The organism is Faecalibacterium sp. An58 (assembly GCF_002161515.1).
GTDB classification, from domain to species: domain Bacteria; phylum Bacillota; class Clostridia; order Oscillospirales; family Ruminococcaceae; genus Faecalibacterium; species Faecalibacterium avium.
Genome location: NZ_NFHX01000001.1, coordinates 303,706 through 326,250, shown reverse-complemented (window position 1 = coordinate 326,250; position 22,545 = coordinate 303,706). Strand labels below are relative to the sequence as shown.

The following is a 22,545-nucleotide window of genomic DNA, read 5'->3' as shown; positions in this document are numbered from 1 at the left end:
TCAGCCCTCCAAAGTCTTGACCCGGGCGGTCAGGGCGTCCACCTGGGCCTGGATGTCCACCCCGTCGGTGCCGATGCACCGCTGGGCCAGGGTGGTGTAGAACATGGTTTTGCCGTCACTGGCCTGGGAAATCGCACCATATCCGCCGTCCGGGATGGTCACCGCCGGCACCGTGAAGGTGTAGCGCCTGGAGGCCGGCAGGTAGTCGTCCTTGCTGGCCTGCACCTCGATGACGTGTTCCCCGGCCCCCAGCAGGCGGGCGTCCACCGGGACGCTGATCTTGGCCCCGGCGCTGGGGGTGCCGCTGTAGATCCGGGTCCCATCCCGGGCCACAGACACGGTGATGGCGTCCACGCTGGCCACCCCGGACACCGACACCGAGAAGGCAAAATCAAAGCGCCGGGGCTGGCTGCCCATGTCCTCGGCAGGGCCGCCGATGGTCACCCAGCCGCTGTTTACGGTATAGGTCTCACCGGTGATGCAGGGGCCGGCCAGGCCCAGATCATCCACGGCGCAGGCCCGGTAGGCCACGGTGCCCCAGTCCTCACCCACTGTGTCGGTCTGGGTCAGGCTGTTGACCTGGGCCACCTGCTGCCATGCGCCGCCGTCCACCTGGCGCTCAAAAATGTAGCTGGCCACCGTGCCGTCCGGGTCAGTGGCCGCCGTCAGGGTGATGGCGGCATTTTCGCCGCGCACCACGCCGGTGACCGCAATGGAGCCGGGGGCGGTGGGAGGCAAATTGTGCACTACGGTGTAGGTCTGGCTGGTGGCATAGGGGCCGGAAAGCCCCAGATTGTCGGTTGCCTTTGCCCGATAGGCCACGGTGGTCCAGCTGTCGTCGATGGGATCGGTCCGGGTCAGGGCGCTGGTCGTGGCAAAAACAGTCCAGCCGCCGCCGTCTACGCTGCGCTCGAAGCTGTACATACTATTAGGCCTGCGCTGGGCCACCGGGATTTCCTCGGTCATCAGGAAAAAGCCGCCGCCGGACTTCTCCACCATGCTGCGCAGCAGGTCGGCGGCCTCCTCGGCGGTGATGAAGGCGTCGGCGTGGTAGTCGATCCGGACCTGCACCTCGCTGCTGATCCGGATGGTGGCGGGAAAGTCCCGGACATCCGGGGCCACGCCGGGGCTGTAGGGAGAAACCCACTGGGGGTGATCCCCCAGGCAGCCGTAGAAAATCAGGGTTTCGGCGCTGTCGGCCGTCTTGGCAAAGATGCCGTATTCGTTGATGTAAAAGCCCTCCTGGAGCCCGCCGTTCAGGTCCGACCGGTATTCCACCGTCAAAGTGACGGCGTCATCGGTGCGGATGGGTTCGGTGGAGGTGGCCCGTGCTACCGGGGCCACCAGGTCGGTGAGGCCGGCCATGGCTTCCAGGCTGTCGGGCTTGCCGCTGCCCACCATGGCCCGGGTGATGGTGAGGGTCTGGCCGGCCAGCAGGCTGGCCATCAGCTCCAGGCCGGCGGTGGTGGGGGTAAAACCATAAAGATCAGGCATGTTGTCCCTCCTCAATGGGTGGAAGTGTGGTTCTCGAGATGGTGCCGCAGAGGGCAGATGCCGCCCGGACCGGGCGGCTCTCCACAGGGGTGATGGTGGCGATGCTGTCCAGCCAGGAGGACAGCCGTTTCACCGAGGCCAGCACCCGGCGCAGCTCCTCCAGGGATTCGGGGCCGATGGTGATGCCGCCCGCCCCGATGGTGGCCCGGAAGTGGTGGGGCTCGCCCCCGTACTCACACCATTCCTCCATCTGACCGGTGGAGAAGATGGCCTGGATCAGCTGATCCACTGCCCCGGGGGTGCCCATGGCGGCATAGAACAGCAGGGACTGGCGCACCAGGGTGCGCTTTGTCTCCACCGGGTAGTCTGCGCTGTAGGCCGGGGTCCGCAGCTCGGCGGCCAGATAATCCAGCAGCTGCTCCGGCACCCGGTCCAGGTCGGCCCAGATCACCATCCGGTCGGCCATGGCCAGGAGCTTGTCCACCTGGCGGCCCACGGCGTAGGCCAGGGCCTGGGTCCGGGTCTGGCCGGCCAGGTTATTGGGCAGGATCCGGGTGAACCGGCTGCCTTTCAGCTCAATCATCTTCCAGCCCTCCGTACCGGACCACGGCGTCACCCGTCAGCGCCGCGATCTTGATCTTGCTCACCGCCGTGTAGACCGGGGCGGCGATCTCCAGCCGCTTGGCCCCGGCGGCCATCATCATCTCGTGGAGCTTGGAGGGGTTGATGTCCCGGCCGATGGTCCGCTGCCAGGTCTTGTACTCCTCCACCGCCTGGCTCACCGCCTGTTGGATGGCCACCGCCTGGGCGGCCTGGCTGCGGTTGATCCAGTAGGTGACCTCAATGGTGTAGGCCACCTTCTGGGGCGCCGACACCCGCACCAGGTCGGTCATGGGGCGGCGCAGCCGGGCGGACAGATGATCCAGCATCCCCTGGATCATCTCGGGGCCCGGGTCGGAGCCGTCGGTCAAAACAAACACCAGATCCACCGTGCCGGCGGCCTGGTAACTCTCGGTCTCCACGTCCCCCACCGCTGCCGAATAGCTCATGGCGTGGTAGCGGTAGGCGTCCTCGGGGCCGGCGGTGGAGTAGGCCCCGGGGGCCAGGTAGATCCGCTCCTTGTAGTCGTCGTCGCTCTCGGCGTCGGTGCCCCCGGCGGTGGGGGTGACGTTCTGGACGCTGGCCACATAGGGCACCGGGTCCACCAGGGTGGCCAGCTCCCCCGGCTGGTAGCCGTTGCCGGCGGCGCCGGGGGTGGTACAGGTGGCGGTGACGTCCGCCGTCAGGCTGCCGGCGGGGATCTCGGTGTAGACGTCGGTGGCGAAGTAGACGCTGCCGTCCATGGACACCCGCGTCCCCGCCGGGATGGACACCGCCGACACCCGCAAAGCCGACAACGTAAACCGCACGGTGGTGGAGGCTGCGGCGGCAGGGTTCCGGGTGGGGCCCTTGATGAGGGCCAGGTTATCCAGAAAGCCGCCGTAGCTGTATTTCAAAAGGTTCACCTTGCCGCCCCGGTCGATGTACTGCATGGCCTGGTAGATCTGGGCCGCGGCGGCATACAGCTCCATCCGGTGGGGCGCCGCCCGGCCCAGGGTGTAGGGTTTGCCCTCGGCCTGGGTCATAAAGGCCTCATAGTCGGCCACCATCTCGGACCGGACGTCCTCGATGGTCCGGCCGTCGATGAAGGAGATGTCCGGCGTGCTGGCCAGGGCTGTTTTCCAGTCAGGCACGATCAATCACCACCTTTGCCAGGACGCGGCCGTCGGCGCCGGCCTGCCATTTGACCTCCCGCACCCGGATGGCCGGGAGGAAGGTGCCCACCTTTTCCACCAGCTCGGCCACATACAGGCTTTTGGCCACTGCGGCGGGCCGGTCCAGGTAGTCCATGGTAAGGCCGAAATCCCGGTCCAGGGGCATGGTGCCCGCCCGGGTGGTCAGCAGCAGATTCAGCTGCCGGTCGATGTCGGCCAGGCTGTCGTCGGAAAAGGTGTATTCCAGCTTGAAATCGTACATCAGGCGTACTCCTCCAGTGTGAGGGTGAGTTTGGCCCGGGCCAGCTCCCCCTGGTTGTAGATCACATCCCAGGTCTCGCTGGAAGCGGTGACCCGGAAGCGGTTCTTCCCCACCGGCCGGTAGCCCAGGATTAAATACTCGCTGTCGCCGGTCTCCACCATCTGTTCCACCCGTTCCAGCATCAGCCGGGGTTTCACCCCCAGGCTCGCGGACAGGGTGATGGGCAGGCTGACGGATTGCAGCCCAGGGCCCAAAAACTCGGCCCGGGGCTTGACACCGGGGGTCTCATGGGTGGCCCACCGGCCCGATACGTCCCGGGTCATCCCGGCAAAGGTCAAAACATAGTCATCGCTCACCGTAAAAATCAAAGCGGGACCCAGTGTCCCGATCATGCTGCATCCCTCCCATCAAAGCGGCGGCGTGGTGGGGCTGCCCGGTGCGGTGGAGGTGTGGGTGTGGGTCACCAGGCTCTTGCCCATGATGGCGCAGTCCCCCGCCCCGCCGATGATGTTCACCGTGGCGCCATTGATCTGCACCGTGGTGCCCTCCAGGCTGAGGGTGGGGGCGTTCAGGCGCACCGCGCTGGCGGCGGTCACAGACACGCTGCTGCCGTCGATCTGGACGGTACAGCCTCCCACCTGGAGGGTCAGCTTCCCTGAGACGGTGATCTGGGCATCCCCCTGGATGGCGGTGGTCTGGCTGCCCTGGACTGTCTCGGAGCAGTTTCCCTTGACGGTGGTGTCTGTGCTGCCCTCGATGGTTTCGGTGCGGTCTCCCTTGATCCGGGTGTCCTGGCTGCCCTGGATTTCCACTGCGCTGTCCCCCTCATTGTGAAAGAGACTTTCCGGGCCCGCGGCATCGTAGCGGAAATAGCACTGGCCCGGGGTCAGGTCGAAGTCCTTGCGGTAGAGGCCCTCGAAGCCTTCCGGGGGCGTCAGCTTGGCCGACCAGGGCCGGCCAAGCACCACCCCGGCCTCGGCGCCGTTGGACAGATGCACCACCGCCACCAGCGCCCCCACCGGGGGCATGGCGTATTCCGATGAAAACAGCGGGATCAGCCGAGTGACGTCGTCGTCCATGTCGGGATAGGTCACCCGGACCATCCCGCTGGGGTAGTCGATGCTGGACACCTTGCCCACACGGATTTCTGCGCTCACAGGCTGCCTCCTTCCACTTTGGACAGCTCCAGCTCCATGGTGTAGCCGCTGCCGATATGGCTGGCGGCGCTGTCGATGTAGTACTTGCCGTTGATGGCGCCGCCCATCCCCTCCACCGTCACGCACTGGGTGGCCACCAGCCCCGGCCGGCCCTGAATGGTCACCGTCAGGGTGGTGGCGCCGTGGTTGGCCTTGTTCACCAGGGCGGTGATTTTCCGCTGGGCGTCGGCGGCGTTGTCCGCCTTGCCCGATTCCTTCAGGATGCGGGGGCCTTCCCCCACCGTGGCCTTGATCTCCTCCTCCGAGTTGGGCTCGGTGTAGGTGTACTCGCCGCCGGTGTAGGTGCCCTCCAGCTTGGTGTGCCAGTTCCAGTCCTGGATGTCCTCCCTGCGGATGGTGTCCACCGGCTCTTTGGCCTTGCAGGCCTCCCGGTCGTACACCACCAGCTTCCAGGCGTAGAGTTTCAGACAGAGGCCGTAGGTCCCGCAGAGCTGGGTGTAAAAATCGCAATCGTTCTGCTCGGTCTGCTCCACCGTCTCAATCGGCACGTCGCCCCCCTCCACGTCCCACACCAGGGAGATCCCCGCCCGGGACGCGATTTCCTGGCCGATGGCCTGGAGGGTGGCTTTCTCCCAGGTCTTGGTGCGGCTGGTGGCCTTGAAGGAGGTGTCTGCCGGCACCGACACCCCCGAGATGGTGCCGGTCCTGGGCCAGCCCGAAAAACTGTAATCGTCCAGGGTGAAGGAGCCGCAGTCGAAGCTGCGGTCGTCCCCCTCGGCATCCCAGTCATAAATCAGGATCTGGGCGGTGAGGGTGTCCCCCTTCTGGGGCAGCCAGTCCCCCGCCCACTGGGCGTCCCGGTCGTTGATCTCGATGTCGATGGTGTCCGACTCGCCGTCGGCGGGGTCGGTGTAGGTCACTACCCCCTTGGAGCCGATCATGTCGGTGGTCACCGCCGCCCCGTTCCAGGTCAGGGCGGCCTCTGCCCGCCGGGGCCTCATCGGGTCCTCCAGGCGGGCAGGCTGGAGGCCGTCTGCTCTGCCGGCAGGGGCGGGGTGTTCAGCACCGTCCCGGCGTCAAAGACAAACACATCCAGCAGGGGGAAATTGTGCTCCATCAGCCAGCCGGTGTACTTCACGTCCCCGTAGACCCGGTGGGCGATGAGATCCCAGGCGTCCCCTGCCCGGGTGGTGTAGGTTGCTTCCATCAAATCCCCTCCTTATCCGGGTCGGTGCGGAAGTTCTTCCGGCGCTCCTCGGCTTTCATCTGCTTATAGAGCCGCTTGAACTCGGCAAAGCTGATCCGGCCGGCCTCCTGGGCTTCCTCCCGGGTGGGGGTGCCGCCGTAGAACTGGAACACCGGGGCAAAGGTGATATTCTCGCCCCCGGCGGCGCCGCCCCGGCCATTGGGGCCGGGTTTCGGCCACTGATCCAGCAGCTGGGCCAGCTTGGACAGAGGCATCACCGCTTCCGGCTCGCCGCCCTCGCCGATCTGGGCCAGGGTGGGCCGGGTGGCGATGCCGCCCGCCGCCAGCTGGGGGATGGTGGGGATGGAAAAGCCCAGGGTTTTGCCCCCCACCACCGGCACCCAGTCGGGGATATCCACCGACAGGCCGTTGATCCCCTCGATGGCCCGGTTGATGATAGCGATGACCCCGTTGACGGGGGCTTTGGCGATGTTGCCCAGCATCCCGAAAATGTTGCCGAAGATGTTGACCACATTCTGCCAGGCGGCTCCCCAGTTGCCGGCAAAGACGTTGCCCACAAAATCCAAGAGGTTCTGGATAATGGCCTGGGCGTTGGCCGCCCCGGCCTGGATGGACTGCCAGAAAGCCTGGAGGAAAGCCCCCGCCGCCGGGAAGCGTTCGCCCACCATGGCGATGAAGGACTGGACCAAAGCGTCCACCTGGCCCCAGTGCTGGTACAGCAGCACCAAAGCGGCGCCGATGGCCAGAATGACCCCCAAAGGCCCCGCCAGGGCGGTGCCGGCAGCTTTCAGGATGGTGACAAACTGGCCCAGCTTGCCGGAAGCCTGGAGCAGGGCGAAGAAGGTCTTTGCCTGGCTGAAAGCTGCCATCCCCTTGGAGACGGTATTCGCCGCCGGGCCCACAGTCCGCAGGCCCACCGCAAAGGCGGCCACCGTCCCCTTGTGCTGCCACAAAAAGGACAGGAAGGGCTGGGCGGTGTCGTAGGCCTCTGGCAGCCAGGCCACAAAGTCCCGCAGGCCCGCCGCCAGCTGGGGCAAAGCCTGGGCAAAAGCACCGGTGGCCATCTCGCCGAAATCCCCCGCGATCTCCTGGATCACGGGGGACATCTCATCCAAGGCGCCGGTTACCTCGGGCATGTGTTCCATCAGAGCCTGATACACCGCGTCGGCAGCGGGCAGCATGGCCACTTCCAGGTGGCGGCGCACCCCTTCCAGGGCGCTGTCCAGGTCATTGTACTGGACCTGGTTGATCTGTTCCAGGGCCTCGCCGGTGCTGTAGGCCGCCGAGGAGGCGTCGGCCATGGCCTGCAAAGCCCCGGCCCCCAGGTCCTCCCACATGGTGCCGAAGAGCTTGACGCCCACGGCGTCCCGCTGGACCTGGTCGTCCATGGCCAGCAGCCTGTTCAGCACCTCGAAAAAGGCCTGGTTTGCGCCCTCTCCGCCGGCGGCGAAGGTGGCCATCATTTCGTCGGCATTGTAGCCCAGGGCCTGGAAGGCGCTGATGGTGGTGTCGCTGCCGTCGATGGCCCGGATGGAAAACTCCTTCACCGCGTCGCCCACCTTGTCCAGGTTCCAGGCGGTGCCGCTGGCACCCGACTGGAGGATCTGGAACATATCGTCGGCGGACAGGCCCAGTTTGGAGAACTGGACCGAATACTCGTTGATGGTGTCGATCAGTTCGCCGGAAAAGTCCAGGCCCTTCTGGGCGCCGGCGGCGATCAGGTCAAAGGCCTTTTCTGCCGAGACGCCAAAGTTTTTGCGGATGGCCTCGGCGGCCCGGGTGGATTCGGCCACGTCGTAGCCGAAGGCGTCCCGCAGGGCAATGGCCCCCTGGGTGGCCTGGACCATGCCGTTTTTGCTCAGGCCGGCCATGTTCTTGTCCACCAGGGCCACCGCCTCGGCCACGTCGTTGACGTCGGCGCCGAAATTGTTGGCGTAGACCGTCTCCATGACACTGCGGAGCTTTTCCAGCTCTGCGCCCGCCGCGCCGGTGGAGGTAGCCACCTGGTTTTCGGCCTTTTGCCATGCCCCGCCCAGGTCCGCCAGGTACTTGGTGGCGGCTGCGGCGCCGGTGCCCATGGCAGCCAGGCCGGCGGCGGTGACGTTGGACAGCCGGTTGGCGGTCTGGATGATGGTGTTCAGCTGCTTGGAGGAGGTTTTCACGCTGGTGCCCAGGGATTTGTCCACCTTACCGGCGATTTTGATGGCCAGTTCCATGACTTTGCTCTTGGACATACTCCATCACCACCTTTGCCAGATCGTTCAGGTCCTCCAGGGACATTTCCAGAAAGTAATCAATCCCGCTGTGGAGCTGCAGGGACAGGGCCACGCAGGCTTTGCGGATTTCCGGCGGGGTTATTCCTCCCCATCCCCGCCGTAGAGAAAACCCGCCACAAGGTTTTTCAGCTTGATGGCCTCCCGGGCGGGCAGCTGCTGGAAAAATTCCAGGGGCTTGCCGGTGACCCGGGCCGCCATGAAGATGGCATAGGGCAGGGACATCTCGGCGATGGGGTCCACCCCGTCGATCTTTTTCACCATCTTGCCCACCTTGCACAGGTCGGCGGCCGAGAGGTCCTCCAGGCCGCTGAGGTCCACCTCGGTATAGGTCTCCCCCTCGAAGGAATAGGGCTTCTTGAAGCGGAGGATCAGGTCCTCCTGGTCCTCGGTGTTGGGGTCGGCTGCGGGGGCGTCCTCGGGCTTCCGGGCGTCCAGGACATTGGGGTCTGCAATGTGTGCGTTCATATCAGGTCATCTCCCTCACTTTCTGCAGGACGTCCTTACCGTCGATCTTGAAAATGCCGTTGAGCTTGTCCAGCTCCACCAGCTCCTTGCCGTTGAGCGAAATCTTGATGTAGGAAATATTCAGGGTGACGCTGGAGCTCATGGCGGTGGCGGCCTTGAGGGTGCCCAGCTTCAGGGTGGCGCACTTGCCCCGTACCACCACCTTCAGGGGCCGGAAGGCGGTGTCCCCCTCCGACGTCAGGGACTGCAAAGCCCCCCGCATGGTCAGCTTGACCGCCCTGGTGGTGTCCATCAGGCTTACCGGCTCCTCGTCCAGCACCCGGAAGGGGATCTCCATCTGCTGGTTGGAATAGTGGCCGGGGGCCGGGTCGTCCAGCTCGCCCAGGATGCCGGCGCCGCTGAGGGTTTCGGTCAGGGCCTCGAAGTCGGGCAGGGTGCATTCATCGCCCATGCCGAAGAACCGGCCCCCCAGATCATCGTTATACAGGTGATAGCTGTGGATTTTGCTGGGGATGTTGTTCACGCTGCATCACCTCCGGTGAGGGCCGCCTCCAGGGCGGCGGTGTCGTATTCGTTGATGTTCTCGATGTACTCCGCCGGGACGTAGGGTGCCAGGAAGGTGTGGGTGGTCAGGTGGCCGTTCAGCAGATCGGTGACCGGGTTTTCTTCCTCCCGGAACTCGCACCGGTACCCCGCCACATAGTCCCGGGCCACATAGCCGTTGCCCTTGATGTTCTGGCTGTCCACGATGGACTGGATCAGCCGGGTGTTGGCGGGGTTGTCCACCTTCTGGAAATAGGTCAGGATGAAGTTGTTGGCGTCCCAGTTGAAGAACCGCCGCACCGCCAAAAACCGATCCTTGGGATCGGTGGTGGAGGGATAGGCGGCGGTGTTGTTGCCCCAGGCCTTCCAGCCGTTGGCGTTGATGGCGGTGATGATGCCGTTGGCGTTCAGCAGGTCGTTGGCCTGCTGCTGGTCCAGCAGCACCTCGGTGCCGTCGTGGAGGACGGTGCCGGTGATCCGCAGATCCTTGTTGGAGGGGCTCTCGTAGGGCACATCGTCGTTGCCGGCGTCCACCGTGGCGGTCAGGGGGGCCAGCATGGCCGAGAAGGCATAGATCTTGCTGCCCACCGCCACCATGGGCCAGAGGGCTGCCGCAAAGGCCGAGGTGACCCCCTGCTTTTCCTTGGCGGTCTTGACCTCGGTGTAGACGGCAGCGCCGCCCTTTTTCTTGTCTGTGCCGATGTCGATGTAGGTCTGGGCCCGGAACACCCCGCAGATCCCCTCGGTCTTGGCCTGGAGGGCTGCGGTCACCACCGGGTCCTGGCTCCAGCCGGGGGCCAGCAGGATGCCGGCGGTCATCCCGAACTTGGGATAGATCCGGCGGACCATCTCGATGCCGGTCTCGGCGCCGGTCTCGGCGTCCACGCCGCCCACGATGTCGGCATTGGTCACCCCGGCGGGGTTGAGGCTGGTGCTGGCGATCTTCACCGTCTCGGCCTCGGCGGCCTCATCCAGCAGGGTGATGGTCACCGAGCCGTCCTCGGCGTGTTCGGCCAGGTAGTCCTCCCCCTCGGCGAGGGGGGTGTCGCCGTTTTTCACCGACAGGGTGTTCAGCAGCACAAAAGGCTTGTCGTACCGGACCACCCCCTCGGCCACGGGGTAGTCTGCCTCCTCGTTGGCGGTGGTGTGACTCTCTTTGCCCGGGTCCAGGACGTTCACCAGGATCACCGGGGCCACGCTGAACACCCGGAAGCTGGCGTCCATGCTCTGGCAGAGGGTGAAGTCCTTGAAATCATCGGAATAGCCCAGCCCCAGCTGGCACTCTGCGAAGGAGTAGCAGAGGAAGGGCTTGTTGACGGCAGCCGCCGGGTCCTTCAGCAGATGGATGGGGGCGGTGCCGAAAATCACCTGCAGGCCCGCCGCGCTTTCCACCGGCGTGGTGAGACTGGTGGATTGTTCGGTTACGCCGACGCCATGGTCGTACATGGGATCACCTTACCCTTTCTGCGCGTCCAGAACGCGCTTGTAACAGGTGTAGATCTTGCCGTATTTCAGCCGGATCTGCTTCATGGCCTCCGGCATCTGGTCCAGCGGCACAATCAGGCCGGCCAGGGCCTTGTCGGCCTCGGCCGCTGCCTGCAATTTCTCGGGCAGGCCGTTGGTATAGACGGTCCAGGTCATGGCCAGCCCCTTGATGTTGGGGCCGCAGTAGACCAGGGAGCCGACGGTTTTGGTTTTCTTCGTCATGTAAAAGGCACCTCCGGGCAAATGGTGGGGATTTCCAGCTTAAACTCCACCGCCCCCAGGTAATAGGGATGGGCTTTGGAGTCGTTCCAGATGGCCCACTGGATGGGTTTTTTCACGGTATAGGGGCCGCCCCGGGCGCCGGCGCTGCCGGGCCGAAGGCGGATCACCGGGTTTTTGCAGTACCGGGCGGTGATTTCCTGGATGATGTGGAGGAGGTCCCGGTAGCCCTGGCGGTCGGGCCGGTCGTCATACAGGGCGATCACCAGGACGATCTGGACCTCCTGGGCGGCGTCTCCCTCCGGGATGGTCCCCTCCCCGATCTGCACAATCATGTAGGGTTCGGGGGCGTCCTGGCTCCGGTCCTCATCGTTGCCGGTGGGGACCGGCAGGTCGTTCACGTGGACCCGGATGGCCCGCTTTTCGCCGGTGGAGCTTTGGAACAGCTGCCCGGCAAACAGGTCCTCCAGGTCAGCGGCCAGGGCGTCGGCGGCAAATTCGGCGGTCATGCCGTAAAGTTCGTTCATGGCTTCACCCCTTCTTCTGCTGCTGTTTCAGCATCCTGCTGATCCGCTTGTCGATCTCCTGGTTCAGCACCTGGTAGAGCAGGGCCCTGCCCCGTTCCTGGACCTCTTCATTGGCCATCATGCTGGGCACCGCCGGGCCCAGCAGCTTTTTGATCCTTGTCAGGTCGGGCCACTTTCCGTCGGTGGGCATGCCGTACCGCTGGATGCGGATTTGGGCCCCGGCCATGGTGTAGGTCTGGCCCACCTGCCGCTGGAGCACCGCCCGGTGGCCATTGGAGAACTGCCCGATGAAGGCCGGGGCACCGCCCCGCTCCAGGAATTTCAGGCCGCCGGATTCCAGGACCTTGGCCTGGACGCCCCGGTCGGAAGATCGGACCATGAACTCCAGCAGGTCCAGCATGGGGCCCTTGGAGCGGATCACCGCCTCCATCTTCCCGGGCTTGGCGGTCTGGAGCCGGGGTGCCCCCTTGCTGCTGTCCTTCAGGACGCTGGCGTCCACCGTGTAGGTGTCGGCCACATCCCGGGTCAGCTGCCTGCGGACCTGCCGGGCCGCCGCATTCAGAGAGAGGCGCAGCACATTGGGTGCCTCAAAGGCCAGCCGTTCCAGCCGCTGGCCGATGGCCACCATCTGGCCCTGGGTGTCCACTTGGATCTGGATCATGTGCGGTTCGCCTCCAGTTCGATGGTCAGCATCCCGGCGTCCTCATCCGCACTGACCACATACCAGATGCGGCCGTCCAGGTTGAGGGCCTTGCCGGGGACCGGCCGGCCCCCGTAGTCGGCCTTGGAGAGATAGATCAGCCGCCGGCTCTTGTAGAGGCCGTCGGTGTGGACGCCGCCCCGGGCGGCATCCCGCTGCTGCAGGCCGTCATCGTCCAGGATCACCCGCATGGGCCTGCCGTCCACGGTGTGGATATCGGCAAATTCCTCCTGGTTCAAAAAGACATTCTGGATGTCTGCGGCGATGCAGTCCTTAAAAGAAAGGGCGCCCATCACTGGGTGCCCTCGTCATCGTTCTGCTGGGTTTCGTCGCCGGTGTCCCGGGCTGCCTCGGCGGGGGCCTGGACTTCTGCGGCCCCGATCAGGGCCACCAGGTCGGCCTTGGTTTTGGCGGCCGACAGGTCCAGGCCCAGCTCCCCTGCCAGGTCGGTCAGTTCCGCCTTGGTCATCTCGGCCAGCTGGGCCGGGTCCAGGTGGCCGGTGAGCATCTTACCCTCAGCGGCGGGGGGCGTGTCCTCCTGCCAGGCGGCACTGCCGGCACGCAGCCAGGCGGCAGCCATCCGGCCATCGGCGGCAGGCAGGGCCTCGCCGGGGCCGTAGATCCGGTTCTGGTAGAGGATGGAGCGCTTGGCAATCAGCTGTTTCATGGCGCCTGCCCCCTCACCCGATCTTGACCAGGACGTCGGGGTCCCCGCTGGCGGCGGGGGCCACGGCCCAGCCCGCCGGGGTGTTGCTGTCAGCGGTGGTGGTGATGTTTTTGGCGGACTTGTCCCAGTAGAGGGCCTGGCCCACCGTCACGGCGCCGGAGGCCTTGGGGATCCGGTAGACGCCGGTCACCTGCACCGGGCCGGCGGCGTCCCTGGCGATGTCGGCACCGGCCACGCCGATGCGGGTGGACAGGTCTACCACGTCCCCAAAGGACAGGGCTTCTGCGGCGGTGTAGTCGATCACATCGCCGATCTGGTAAAAAATCGCTGCCATAGCTGTACCTCCTTACTGGCTGACCCCGGGGTTCTTGGCGATGCCCCGCCAGTCCACTGCGCTGACGCCCCAGTCCATCCAGATGTCCCACACATAGCCCAGCCGGCCTGCGGGCTGGCTGCGGCGGATGGAGGGGGTCTTCATGCCGTTGAGGTAGTCCACCTGGATGGAGCGGCCGGTGGCGGGGTCCCCTGCCATGAACCAGGGCAGGGCTGCGCCCTTGGCCAGGACGTTGATGGTGCCCTCCTCCACCACCTGCAGGGTGTTGCGGTACTGGTAAAGGGCGTTGGCGGTGTGGCTGCCGATGCCCTCCACGTCGATCTGGGGGCTCTCCAGGATCTGGGACATCTTGAAGCCATAGCCCACCGGCACAATCACGAACCGGGGCTGGACCATGATGCTCTCCCCGAAGGGGTCGGTCTGGCGCAGCAGCTTCAGCATGATGGCCTGCATGGTGTCGATGCCAGGGGCGCCGCCGGTCTCCATCAGGTTGCCGTGGGCGGCGTCAAACAGGGCCGCGCCGTCAAAGATGGCGGGGTTGGTCATCAGGATCTGGTAGACCTGCTTGTTGATGGTGCGCTTGGCCGCCGCGGCGTACTGGCCGGGCATCTCGGTGATGAGGCCGATGTCGTCGTTCACAAAAGCTTCCCGGGTCATGGAAAACTGGCGGCCGTAGGTGGACAGCTTGCGCTGGGGCAGCAGCTCGGTCTTCAGGGTGTCGTGCTTCAGCTCGCCGCCCTCGGCCACCTCCAAAAATTCCCCGGCGCCGCCCAGCAGGTACTCGTGATCCCTGGAGGGCTTGAAGTCGGTGAGGGTGCCCTCGGTGGTCCAGACCTGGAAGGTGGTGGGGGCGGACTGGTACCGCTGGACGATGCTCTTGCGGATGGTGTTGTCCAGGATGGCGGGGAAGGCGGCGGTGGGGCTCAGGAACTGGCGCTGCAGCTGCTCCCACAGGTCGTCCCGGCTCATCCGCAGCAGCTCGGTGGTGGTGCCGGCGCCCTCCCGGGCCAGGCACTCGATGGCCAGGTCCCGCAGGGACAGCCGCTGCATCTGGCAGGCCTCCTCAGTGGGGCTGCTGACCGCAAAGCCGCTGCGCATCAGCAGGGCGTCCGACGCTGCCTGGCGGAAGTCCTGCTGCTGGTCGTGGTCAGTGAAACGGGCCCCCACCGGGCCGTGGTGCTGGATCATAAAGTTCACGGCGGCTTCCCGGACGGCGTTCATGTCCGAGCCGTCCCGGATAAAGGGGTCGGCGTCCATCCCCACCTGGCGGCACAGGCTGGTGATATCGGCCGTCCGCTGGCGCTCGTTGGCCAGGGCCTGCTGGATGGGGTCAGGGGCGGCGGGGTCTGCGCCCCGCTGGCCCTCTGCGGCGCCGGGGGTGGTGCTGTCAGCGGGGGCAGCGTCGATGATCTGCTGGCAGCGGTCAAACTCGGCCTGTTCCTCGGGGGTGAGGCTGCGGCTCTCGGCGCGGGCCTGGTTCACCAGGGCCTGCTGACGGGCAAGTGCTTCGGTTTTGTTCATGCTGTTGTCACCTCATTTTGTTCTGGTTGATCTGGATCTGCCGCTCCCACAGGTCGAGAGGCAGGGCCTCCTCCCCATCCGAGCGGCCCACCCCGACGGTGGGGTCCGCCGGGACCGACACAATGGACACCTCCACCGGCGTCCACTTGCGGGCAATGGAACAGGGCCCGGTGAACCGGCCGTCGCCGGAGGTCTTACCGGCCTCCACCACCTCCCACCGGTCCACCCGGTAGCGGACCGAGGTGGTTTTCAGGGTGCCGGACCGGACCTTCTGGAACACCGTCTCGGCTGCGGCGTCGGTGTCAAACTCCACCTCGGCCATGCCCCGGCCGTTTTCCACCCAGGCCCGGAGAATCCGGCCCACCACCTTGTCGGTGTCGTGGTTGAAGAGCAGGACGCCGATCTCGTTCAGGCGCTGCAGGTTCACCGCGTCCCCGCTGTGGTCCAGGATCTCGGGGCCGAAATACCGGTCCACCGGCTCCTCGCTGGAAAAGCTGAGGATCCGCCGGCGGCTGTTGTCCTCCTCCCCTTCCCGGGCCAGGATCTGGCCCATGGAACGGGTGCCGTCATTCTTCCTGGGGCTGTTCCTGGTCCGCGTCAGGGGCCAGGGCTGCTGCTTTGCTGCCAAACAGTACACCTCCCATGTCTACGCCGTGTTCCCTGCCATAGGCCAGGACCTCGGCTGTCTCTTCAATGGCCTGCCGCCAGTCTTTGCCCCGCTCGGCGCAGACGTCCTGATAGGTTTTCTGGCCCGACTGCAGGGCGGTCTGGCCGGCCCCCGCCTCTTTGGCGGGGTCGATCCACTTTTTCGGGGCTTTCGCCCAGCTGTGGGCCATGTATTTCTTTTTGTCCTCCCAGAACCCCGCCGGGGCAATCAGCCCCGCCAGGACACAGGAGATCACAAACTGCTCGTAAATCTCCGACATCATCCGCTGGAGCAGCTCGATGTCGGCGGCGTAGGTGTATTCATCCTCCACCGCGTTCTGCCGGGCGCTGGAATAGGTGGAGCCCTTCATGTCCCGGGAGACGGCCTCATAGCTGAGGCCCTGCCCCGCCCCCACCAGGGCCTGCTGGGTCCGCAGGAAGGAGGCGGCGTCGGTGGCGGCGCTGCCGGGGTTGACGGCGTCCACGCTGTCCCCGGGGTTCAGCTCCATGATCATGCCGGGGGTCAGCTTTTTGCCGGCGTAGTCGATGCGGCCGCTGTCGCCTGTCTGCACCGCCGACCGGCCAAAGCCTCCCGAGGGCAGCGCCTTGCGGATGAACACCGCCATGCAGGCGGCGATCCGCTCCTTCACCGAGACGGCGTTGATGTACTCGTTGACGTCCCGGATTCTCGTCAGGGTGTGGGTCAGGTCGGACATCTCCCGCAGCTGGCTGGGGCGGTGCTTGGACTTCAGGAAAAAGGCGTCCTTGGCGTCGATGTAGACCGATTCCAGCTGCCGCCACCCCTCGATGTCGTACTGCTGGATCCAGTAGCCCTGGGGCCGCCGCCAGCTGTTGTACTCCACGCCCCCCACCACCCGGTTGCCCTTGCGGCGGGGCTGGGTGCGGCCCGAGTCCAGTTCGTCCACGTCGATGGCCTGCAATTTAAAAGGCACCAGGCCCCCGGCGGTATGGCGGAACAAAAACAAAATCCCGCCGTCCACCTTTTTCCGCTCCTCGGCCATCCGCAAAAGTTCCGTGAAGGACTGCTCCCCGGTGACGTCGCAGTTTTTCGCCTCGCACCACTGCCGCCAGAGATCTTCCAGCCGCCGGTCCAGGGTGCTGTCCCCGGTGCCCGCCCGGAGGGTGTAGCCCTTGCCCACCACGTTGCGGTCGTAGGCCAGGATCACCGACTGCAAAATATCGCTGTTCCGCTCCAGGTCCCGGGCTCTGGCCCGGATGATGTCCCGGCTGTAGCGGTCGGTGGTCTCGGCGCTCTCGTTGATGGCCGCCCAGTGGCCGCTGATCCGGCCCTGGCCGGCGGCGTCGTAGTGCCGCAGCACCTGGTAACTCTGGCGCCAGGCCTCCCGCTCATAGGCCCACCGGGGGGACACCGCCGCGATCAGGCCCTCCAAAATGCCCACAAAGCATCACCTCCCGTCAAAAAAGGCCACACAGGTGCGGCTCAGCAGGGGGCCGCTCTGGTCGGTGTCCAGCTGGGCTTCCAGGTCCTCCCGCATGGATTTCAGCATCCCGAGATCCGCCCGGGTTAAAGACCGGCTGCCGATCTTGTAGGACTGACCCCCCACCAGGATGGTCTCGATGGCCTTGTTGATCTGTTCCAGCCGCTGGCGCTTGTCGTTGTCGGCCACGGCGTTCACCTCCTGTCAAATCCAGTTTTCATGCTGCCCGATCCAGTCCTCCTCGGGGGTGGGCTGGGGCGCGGGCCGGGGTTTGGGCGCTGCCGCCGGGGCCTGCAATGCCAGGCTGCGGACGTTTTTCAGGTCGGCCGCGCAGGCGGCGTAGACCTCGCAGTCCAGGTAGTGGTTGTCGGCGTGGGTGGACTTCACCACCCACCGCTCCACCTGCCGGCCGTTCGACCGCTCGGTGACCTTGTGTTCCGAGGTCACCTGCTGGGCATACTCCAGGTCGCAGCCCTTGTACACCATCCAGGAGCCGCTGCCGTTGGGCCGCCGCATCCGGGCGGCGATCATGTCCTTGTACTTGCCGGTGTCCACCAGGACCAGCTGCAGCCCGTTGGCCCGGCTGCCCGCCTTGTCGATGGTGGACACCCGGTAAAAACCGGGCAGGGCCTTGGAGGAGCCCTTGCTGGGAATCACCCAGTCGGCATGGAGCAGGCAGAACTCATAGATGGCGTCGGTCTGGTCGCCCGAATCCATCAGGGCCAGATCCACCATCAGAGAGCCCCCCGACGGCAGCGGAAAGACGGTGCCCATCACCTGTTCCAGCTCTGCCCCCGACAGGGCCTGGCCGTGGGCCACGCACTGGCTGGTCATGTGGTCCCCCCAGGCCCGGATGGTCCAGTAGATGGAGTTTTCCTGGACGTCAATGCCGCCGGTCAAAAGTTTCGTCCAGGGGGGCAGCTGCCAGGCCGGGGTCTCGGTCTGGCGTTCCAGCACCAGGTCGGCGCTGGTTTTGAGCTTGGTGTCCTCCCAGGGCTCGGCCAGCCAGCTGTTCACAAAGTTGTGGAGCATCTCGGGGTCGTCCTTGACCTTCAGAAACTCCCGGACCACCTCCTCGAAGGTGGTAAAGGGCGAATACAGGGTATTCATCCAGAAGGCCACGCTGCGAGGGGTCTGGCTGTCCCTGCGGACAAACTGCCACCGGCCCGCCCGCAGCATGGCGGGCTTGTCCCGGTCGGTGAGGATGCAGCCGCATTCCTGGCAGACATACCGAGCCCGCCGGGCCCGCTGGATCATGTCCGGCTCTTCTTCCTTGCTGGGCCATTTCAGCTGGGCAAATTTCAGCTCGATGTACGCCCCGCAGTGGGGGCAGGGCACGAAATAGTGCTTCTCGGCCTCGGCGGCCTCCTTGGCCCGCCAGATCAGCCCCGTTTTCAGGGTGGGAGTGCTGGCCATGAAGATCTTCCGGTTCAGCCGGTAGCTCTTGGTGCGCTCCACCGCCAGGGACACGGGGTCGGATTCCTTTTTCGTGGAGCCGGGGTACTTGTCCACCTCGTCGAGGAACAAATACCGGATGGGGGTGGAGGACAGGTCCGCCGGGCTGTTGGCACCGGTGAGGTAGACGGTCATCCCGTCAAACCGCTGGGCCAGGTCCTCGCTCTCGTGGGCCCGGTACTTGGCCGCCAGCGCCGGGCAGCTCTTGAACATGGGCTCCAGCTTGGACTCCACCGTCCGCTTGGCCAGCTGATCCGACGGGTACACCATCATGGCGGGGCCCGGGTCCTGGTCGATGGCGCTGCCCAGGGCGTTTTCCATGGCCGAGGTGCCGCCCACCTGGGTGGGCTTGACAAAGACGATCTGCTCGGTGGTGTCGTCCGAGAAGGCGTCCATGATCTCGATCAGGTAAGGGGTCAAAGCGTTCCGCCAGGGGCCCGCCACCGCGTTGGTGTCGGGCAAAATCCGGTTGGCCTCGGCCCAGGCCGACACGGGCAGCCGCTTTTTGGGCCGCAGCACCTGGAGGGCCGGGGCCATCCACCGGGGGACGGCGTAGGGTTCCACCTTGGGCCGGCGCTTCACGGCGGGTCATCGTCCTCCCGGCTGTCCTGGATGTGAGCCGCCGCCACAAAGGCCTCGAACAGGCCGTCCAGCTCCTGCTGCAGATCCTTTTTCATGGCCCGGGCCGCTGCCCCGTCCAGGTAGCCGGACATGGTGCCCGCCGCCCGGGCGGGGATCCGGTCGGCAAACTGTTTCAGCCGCCGCAAAAAGTCGGCCAGATCCCCCTGGACCTGCTCCGCCGGCAGATACTTTCCCTCGGCGATGGCGGTTTTCAGCTTGTGGAGGGCGCCCTGGCTCTCCTTCAGCTCCACCTCGGCCTGCAATTTTTTAATCGTCAGTTCCTCCAGGGTGCTGCCGGACAGATCTTCCCGGGCCTTTTGCTCCTGGTATGCCATGTAGTCCTGGATGGTCCGGGCGGTGCGGTACCGCCTGGCCCCGCCGCCGGGTGGAATCTCGGTGGAGAGGACCCCGTCCTGGGTCAGCTGCTGCACCCGGCGGGTGCTGCGGCCGATCAGCTGGGCGATGGCGGTGGTGCTGGCCCACTCGGGCACCTGGGTCAACACCCTAGGGGGCGGGGCCGCCGTGGATTTCGCCTTGCCCGCCATCTGCACCACCTCCTTTCGCGGGGCCGATTTCGCATTTTTCCGGGCCTTTCACCCCCATGTATGGGGGTGAATCTCTGGCCGGGGCCGCGGATCCGTAACGAAACGCCGGAATTTTTTCGGATTTTTTGCAAAAACACATCGGGCCTTCCGTGCCCCGCGCCGGCCTGTCCGCCGGGAAGGACCCATCCAAAAGGGCGCCCCCAACAGCGGTTTCAGAGTGCACAAATCCGGCCCGAAAGATCAATCGAGTTTTCACTTTTTTACGTCACAATTTTCATTTAAAGTCCCATTTATAGGTCTATATATACGGTATAATAAAGACACTTCAAGGGAGCATCCACACCCGCCGCCTGCTGGATGAATCCCCCTTGATGAATCTTACGATGACGGCGGGAGAAAAGGATAAAAGATGAAAATTTATGAAATTGGTTAGTTGGCCATTTATATGTATGGAAACGTGTGGAACAGTTGGGGCAGTCGCCTCGACCATGGTCCCCCTCACATCCATATCAAGAAAAAGGGCGCTGAATATCGCTTTGATTTGATCAAAATGTAGTTCATGCCCTCGAAAGGAAGGAAGTGTGTACCGATGAAAAAAGAGCGGAAACTCATCTACAACTGGGTGTCACAAAATCGTGATTACCTTTTGGAGCTCTGGGGGTCCGATCAAAAAAATAAATGAACGACTGCTGCCGTCTGGCGGCAGCCTTTTTTGTTTTGTGGTGCGGCGCGCCAGAGTTGCACTGGCATCTGCTCTTGCGCCGCATGAAAAAAGCCCCCGATCAGTCGTGGGGGCCCTGCCCTTCAGCCGGGCCGCTGCCGGGGAACTTGCCCGCCTCCGGCCGCGGGGTGTTCTCTGGCGGCCCATGGCAGCCAAAGAAAAAGCCGCCGGCAGGGATTGTCTCCCCCGCCTGCGGCTTTCACAGGTACACTATACCATGCCCGGAATGTGACATTCAATGACATCTTTACAGGTCCAGCCCGTCCACCGCCTGGTGATGCAGCCGGAACACCTGCCGCAGCACCAGGTGATGGGCGGCAGCGATCTTCTCCCACCGCTGGCCCAGGATGTACCGCCGGGTGAGGATGTCCCGGCGCAGAGGGATAATCTCCTTTTGGATGGCGGCCTCGATCTCGGCCCGCTGGGCCTGGTCCTGTTCCAACAGCCCGGCCAGCTTCTGACGGGTTTCTTCCAGCCGCTCCAGCGCCCTGGGAATGGCCTGGCCGTCCCCTCCCCCGCCGGGCATCCCCGAGATGGCCCGGGTGACCCGCCGGGCCTGGGATTCCAGCTGGCCGATCTCCTCCCCCAGCAGCTGCTCTTGCCGCAGGCTCTCCCGGTACCGCCGCAGCCAGGCCACCTTTTCTGTGTATTCCATGGGGTTCACCTCATTTCTCTTGTCTCGCGGGGCGCCTGTCCAGCAGCTGGACGGCGCAGACCCCGGCGGCTTCGCACCACCAGGCGCAGCCCTCCCGGATGCAGGGCCGGAACAGCCGGTCCATGGGGCAGCGCTTCCCGCCCGTCGGGATGGCCGGCATGGCCCAGCATTCCGCGCACTGTTCCCGGCGGCTTTGGGTCGTTCTTCTCTTGCCCTTGATGGGACAATGGACGGCCAGCCCCTCGATGCAGCAGCAGGAACCCTTCGGGGTGCCGTCGGGGTAGGTGGCCGCGCCGGGGTTTCGCTGCAGATAGACTTCTTTTTGGGTCACTGTGTTTTCTCCTTCCGGGCATGGCCGGCGGCGCCGGCTTTCCTGCCCCTCCGCCGCTGCTCTAACCGCAGACGGGCCAGGCAGACCAGGATCAGCGCCCACGCCAGGGCGGCGCACAACAGGGCTGTCACCACCATTTCCACAGCCTGCCCGATTTCATCTGCTGCCATTCTTCAAGCTGCTCCTTCCAGCTTTTCGGTTTTGGGAAATTGCCCAGCTTTTTGGCCTCTTCTGCGGGTATCGGCTCGCACAGCACAAAAATTTTGCCATCGTATTCATCCACCAAGATTACAGTCAGTTCCACGCCCTTGAAAAGGATTTTGCCGCCCATCCTAAGGCTTTTGAGTTCTTCTTTTTGAGCGGCGCTCAGATCACTGCAACTACAGTACAGTGCGATGGGGGATTTTGGCACAAAAGGTTCAATCATGGTCAGCCCTCCATAAGGTTTTCCCAGCCCTTTACAGCCTCCGGGTCTGTGGTATCAATGATCATGACCGGATCCACGTTCCATCCATGGATGCTCTGATCCGCATACTGACAGAACATTTTGGCCTGCTCCACCGTCTCAAACTCTGCAAAACAGGTGGTGTACATCTGGTACAGGTAAACCTTGCCGGGCCTCATTTTCGGCCGCAGAACTGCGCCTCTTTCCACTGCTGTTTTATGCCAGCTGCTGCCTTCCATGATGGCAGTCCGAGGGACGGATCTACCCGCCACGGCCGGCGGATCACAGGGGGATCTCCACCAACAGCTGCCATTTCCCTCGCCGCCCGGAGTATTACAGGCCAACAGCTCGTATTCGCTGAGAAGAAAGGCACAATTTCCCCCAATCGTGGCAAACTTTACGTTTCTCTGCTCCACGTTCAGCCTCCCACATACAGCGAGCCGTCGGCGTTGAAAAGCGGGCAAATTCCGCCTTGTCTGCTGTAAAAATACTGCACACCGGTATTCGCGTCCTGATAGATGCACATCTCACCATACGCATCCACAAGCATCATCCTGAAGCCAGCTTTGTTTTCAGATTCAGCCGCCTCGGCCAGCCTGCATCCGCATAGAGCAATCGCCAGCGCCGCAGCGGCCACAATGAGTTTCATCTTCATGTTTTTGCACCCTCCTCAACGGTCAAGCGCTCTTCAGCAGCACCATCAGCATGGCCAGGGCTGCCGCCTTTTTCCACTCGAATCTTACTTCAAAAATCTTGCACCCGAGCCAAAAGGCCAGGACTGAAGTTGCCATGGTATCAGCTGTGGCCAGAACCATGCACAAGGGCCAAGTCATCCTGTTATTCACCCCCTCCTACTTGAACACCCGGCCGGTGCGCTTGTCCAGCAGCACCACCCGGCCCAGGATCTCAAACCCGGCCCCGTCCGCCACATACCGCAGCACATGGACCAGGTCGCTGACCCGCTTTTCATCCCGGCCCAGGCTTTCCTCGGCCCGGGTCCGGGTGGGGTCCGGCAGCCCGCTGGGGTTGCGGCCATAACGATCATCCGGCATGGCT

The 22,545-nt window shown here is 64.6% G+C and carries 32 protein-coding genes; all 32 read right to left on the bottom strand.

What is annotated here, in order from left to right; translation table 11 throughout:
• The 32 genes from B5G12_RS01670 to B5G12_RS01525 all read right to left on the bottom strand — a co-directional run bounded on the left by B5G12_RS01670 (position 1) and on the right by B5G12_RS01525 (position 22,541).
• The gene (locus B5G12_RS01670; RefSeq protein WP_087323256.1) at positions 1-1,494 is read right to left on the bottom strand and encodes a hypothetical protein; all 1,494 of its coding nucleotides are present in this window, start codon (positions 1,492-1,494) and stop codon (positions 1-3) included.
• Positions 1,487-2,077: a phage tail protein I gene (locus B5G12_RS01665; RefSeq protein ID WP_087323253.1), complete on the bottom strand. Its 591-nt coding sequence runs from the start codon at positions 2,075-2,077 to the stop codon at positions 1,487-1,489. Before B5G12_RS01665 ends, B5G12_RS01670 begins: the two co-directional genes overlap by 8 nt.
• Complete coding sequence (locus B5G12_RS01660; RefSeq protein ID WP_087323250.1) at positions 2,070-3,227, bottom strand: baseplate J/gp47 family protein; 1,158 nt, start codon at positions 3,225-3,227, stop codon at positions 2,070-2,072. The genes B5G12_RS01665 and B5G12_RS01660 overlap by 8 nt, the downstream gene beginning before the upstream one ends.
• The gene (locus tag B5G12_RS01655; RefSeq protein ID WP_087323247.1) at positions 3,220-3,510 is read right to left on the bottom strand and encodes a hypothetical protein; all 291 of its coding nucleotides are present in this window, start codon (positions 3,508-3,510) and stop codon (positions 3,220-3,222) included. The genes B5G12_RS01660 and B5G12_RS01655 overlap by 8 nt, the downstream gene beginning before the upstream one ends.
• Positions 3,510-3,902 carry a phage tail protein gene (locus tag B5G12_RS01650; RefSeq protein WP_087323244.1) on the bottom strand — a complete coding sequence of 131 codons (393 nt, stop codon included), beginning with the start codon at positions 3,900-3,902 and terminating at the stop codon, positions 3,510-3,512. The genes B5G12_RS01655 and B5G12_RS01650 overlap by 1 nt, the downstream gene beginning before the upstream one ends.
• Positions 3,903-3,917: 15 nt before the next feature.
• Positions 3,918-4,667: a bacteriophage T4 gp5 trimerization domain-containing protein gene (locus B5G12_RS01645; protein WP_087323241.1), complete on the bottom strand. Its 750-nt coding sequence runs from the start codon at positions 4,665-4,667 to the stop codon at positions 3,918-3,920.
• Positions 4,664-5,668, bottom strand: a complete 1,005-nt coding sequence (locus tag B5G12_RS01640; RefSeq protein ID WP_087323238.1) for a phage late control D family protein — start codon at positions 5,666-5,668, stop codon at positions 4,664-4,666. The genes B5G12_RS01645 and B5G12_RS01640 overlap by 4 nt, the downstream gene beginning before the upstream one ends.
• The gene (locus tag B5G12_RS01635) at positions 5,665-5,874 is read right to left on the bottom strand and encodes a tail protein X (RefSeq protein WP_087323235.1); all 210 of its coding nucleotides are present in this window, start codon (positions 5,872-5,874) and stop codon (positions 5,665-5,667) included. The genes B5G12_RS01640 and B5G12_RS01635 overlap by 4 nt, the downstream gene beginning before the upstream one ends.
• Complete coding sequence (locus tag B5G12_RS01630) at positions 5,874-8,108, bottom strand: phage tail tape measure protein (RefSeq protein ID WP_087323232.1); 2,235 nt, start codon at positions 8,106-8,108, stop codon at positions 5,874-5,876. The genes B5G12_RS01635 and B5G12_RS01630 overlap by 1 nt, the downstream gene beginning before the upstream one ends.
• 120 nt (positions 8,109-8,228) lie before the next feature.
• On the bottom strand, positions 8,229-8,615 hold the full coding sequence (locus B5G12_RS01625; protein ID WP_087323231.1) for a phage tail assembly protein: 387 nt from the start codon (positions 8,613-8,615) through the stop codon (positions 8,229-8,231).
• A gap of 1 nt (position 8,616) precedes the next feature.
• Positions 8,617-9,138 carry a phage major tail tube protein gene (locus B5G12_RS01620; protein ID WP_087323228.1) on the bottom strand — a complete coding sequence of 174 codons (522 nt, stop codon included), beginning with the start codon at positions 9,136-9,138 and terminating at the stop codon, positions 8,617-8,619.
• Positions 9,135-10,604: a phage tail sheath family protein gene (locus B5G12_RS01615; RefSeq protein ID WP_087323225.1), complete on the bottom strand. Its 1,470-nt coding sequence runs from the start codon at positions 10,602-10,604 to the stop codon at positions 9,135-9,137. The genes B5G12_RS01620 and B5G12_RS01615 overlap by 4 nt, the downstream gene beginning before the upstream one ends.
• A gap of 9 nt (positions 10,605-10,613) precedes the next feature.
• Positions 10,614-10,865: a hypothetical protein gene (locus B5G12_RS01610; protein ID WP_087323222.1), complete on the bottom strand. Its 252-nt coding sequence runs from the start codon at positions 10,863-10,865 to the stop codon at positions 10,614-10,616.
• Positions 10,862-11,389, bottom strand: a complete 528-nt coding sequence (locus B5G12_RS01605; RefSeq protein WP_087323219.1) for a hypothetical protein — start codon at positions 11,387-11,389, stop codon at positions 10,862-10,864. Before B5G12_RS01605 ends, B5G12_RS01610 begins: the two co-directional genes overlap by 4 nt.
• A gap of 4 nt (positions 11,390-11,393) precedes the next feature.
• Positions 11,394-12,050: a phage tail protein gene (locus B5G12_RS01600; protein WP_087323216.1), complete on the bottom strand. Its 657-nt coding sequence runs from the start codon at positions 12,048-12,050 to the stop codon at positions 11,394-11,396.
• Complete coding sequence (locus tag B5G12_RS01595; protein ID WP_087323213.1) at positions 12,047-12,382, bottom strand: hypothetical protein; 336 nt, start codon at positions 12,380-12,382, stop codon at positions 12,047-12,049. Before B5G12_RS01595 ends, B5G12_RS01600 begins: the two co-directional genes overlap by 4 nt.
• Positions 12,382-12,756, bottom strand: coding sequence for a hypothetical protein (locus B5G12_RS01590; RefSeq protein ID WP_087323210.1), 375 nt, complete (start codon positions 12,754-12,756; stop codon positions 12,382-12,384). Before B5G12_RS01590 ends, B5G12_RS01595 begins: the two co-directional genes overlap by 1 nt.
• A 13-nt stretch (positions 12,757-12,769) precedes the next feature.
• Entirely contained in the window at positions 12,770-13,090 is a 321-nt protein-coding gene (locus B5G12_RS01585) for a DUF2190 family protein (protein ID WP_087323208.1), read from the bottom strand.
• A gap of 12 nt (positions 13,091-13,102) precedes the next feature.
• Positions 13,103-14,611: a phage major capsid protein gene (locus B5G12_RS01580; protein ID WP_087323205.1), complete on the bottom strand. Its 1,509-nt coding sequence runs from the start codon at positions 14,609-14,611 to the stop codon at positions 13,103-13,105.
• 7 nt (positions 14,612-14,618) lie between these two features.
• Entirely contained in the window at positions 14,619-15,239 is a 621-nt protein-coding gene (locus B5G12_RS01575) for an HK97 family phage prohead protease (RefSeq protein WP_343286616.1), read from the bottom strand.
• Positions 15,178-16,677 (bottom strand): phage portal protein, encoded by a 1,500-nt coding sequence (locus B5G12_RS01570; protein WP_087323198.1) that lies wholly within the window; start codon positions 16,675-16,677, stop codon positions 15,178-15,180. The genes B5G12_RS01575 and B5G12_RS01570 overlap by 62 nt, the downstream gene beginning before the upstream one ends.
• 6 nt (positions 16,678-16,683) lie before the next feature.
• On the bottom strand, positions 16,684-16,905 hold the full coding sequence (locus tag B5G12_RS01565) for a DUF6148 family protein (RefSeq protein WP_164488784.1): 222 nt from the start codon (positions 16,903-16,905) through the stop codon (positions 16,684-16,686).
• A gap of 15 nt (positions 16,906-16,920) precedes the next feature.
• Entirely contained in the window at positions 16,921-18,753 is a 1,833-nt protein-coding gene (locus B5G12_RS01560) for a phage terminase large subunit family protein (protein WP_242955891.1), read from the bottom strand.
• Entirely contained in the window at positions 18,750-19,337 is a 588-nt protein-coding gene (locus B5G12_RS01555) for a hypothetical protein (RefSeq protein WP_087323196.1), read from the bottom strand. The genes B5G12_RS01560 and B5G12_RS01555 overlap by 4 nt, the downstream gene beginning before the upstream one ends.
• 968 nt (positions 19,338-20,305) lie before the next feature.
• A complete protein-coding gene (locus B5G12_RS01550; protein WP_144064076.1) occupies positions 20,306-20,713 on the bottom strand; it encodes a hypothetical protein in 408 nt (135 codons plus the stop codon).
• Positions 20,714-20,723: 10 nt separating this feature from the next.
• Positions 20,724-21,044 carry a hypothetical protein gene (locus B5G12_RS01545; protein ID WP_087323190.1) on the bottom strand — a complete coding sequence of 107 codons (321 nt, stop codon included), beginning with the start codon at positions 21,042-21,044 and terminating at the stop codon, positions 20,724-20,726.
• The gene (locus B5G12_RS14580; RefSeq protein WP_158099666.1) at positions 21,041-21,214 is read right to left on the bottom strand and encodes a hypothetical protein; all 174 of its coding nucleotides are present in this window, start codon (positions 21,212-21,214) and stop codon (positions 21,041-21,043) included. The genes B5G12_RS01545 and B5G12_RS14580 overlap by 4 nt, the downstream gene beginning before the upstream one ends.
• Positions 21,172-21,471, bottom strand: coding sequence for a hypothetical protein (locus tag B5G12_RS01540; protein ID WP_087323187.1), 300 nt, complete (start codon positions 21,469-21,471; stop codon positions 21,172-21,174). The genes B5G12_RS14580 and B5G12_RS01540 overlap by 43 nt, the downstream gene beginning before the upstream one ends.
• Positions 21,472-21,473: 2 nt before the next feature.
• On the bottom strand, positions 21,474-21,668 hold the full coding sequence (locus B5G12_RS01535) for a hypothetical protein (protein WP_087323183.1): 195 nt from the start codon (positions 21,666-21,668) through the stop codon (positions 21,474-21,476).
• A gap of 239 nt (positions 21,669-21,907) precedes the next feature.
• Positions 21,908-22,144, bottom strand: a complete 237-nt coding sequence (locus B5G12_RS01530) for a DUF6440 family protein (RefSeq protein ID WP_087323180.1) — start codon at positions 22,142-22,144, stop codon at positions 21,908-21,910.
• Positions 22,145-22,166: 22 nt separating this feature from the next.
• Positions 22,167-22,322: a hypothetical protein gene (locus B5G12_RS14575; protein ID WP_158099665.1), complete on the bottom strand. Its 156-nt coding sequence runs from the start codon at positions 22,320-22,322 to the stop codon at positions 22,167-22,169.
• A gap of 18 nt (positions 22,323-22,340) precedes the next feature.
• Positions 22,341-22,541, bottom strand: a complete 201-nt coding sequence (locus B5G12_RS01525) for a hypothetical protein (RefSeq protein WP_087323177.1) — start codon at positions 22,539-22,541, stop codon at positions 22,341-22,343.
• Between the last annotated feature and the right edge of the window lie 4 nt (positions 22,542-22,545).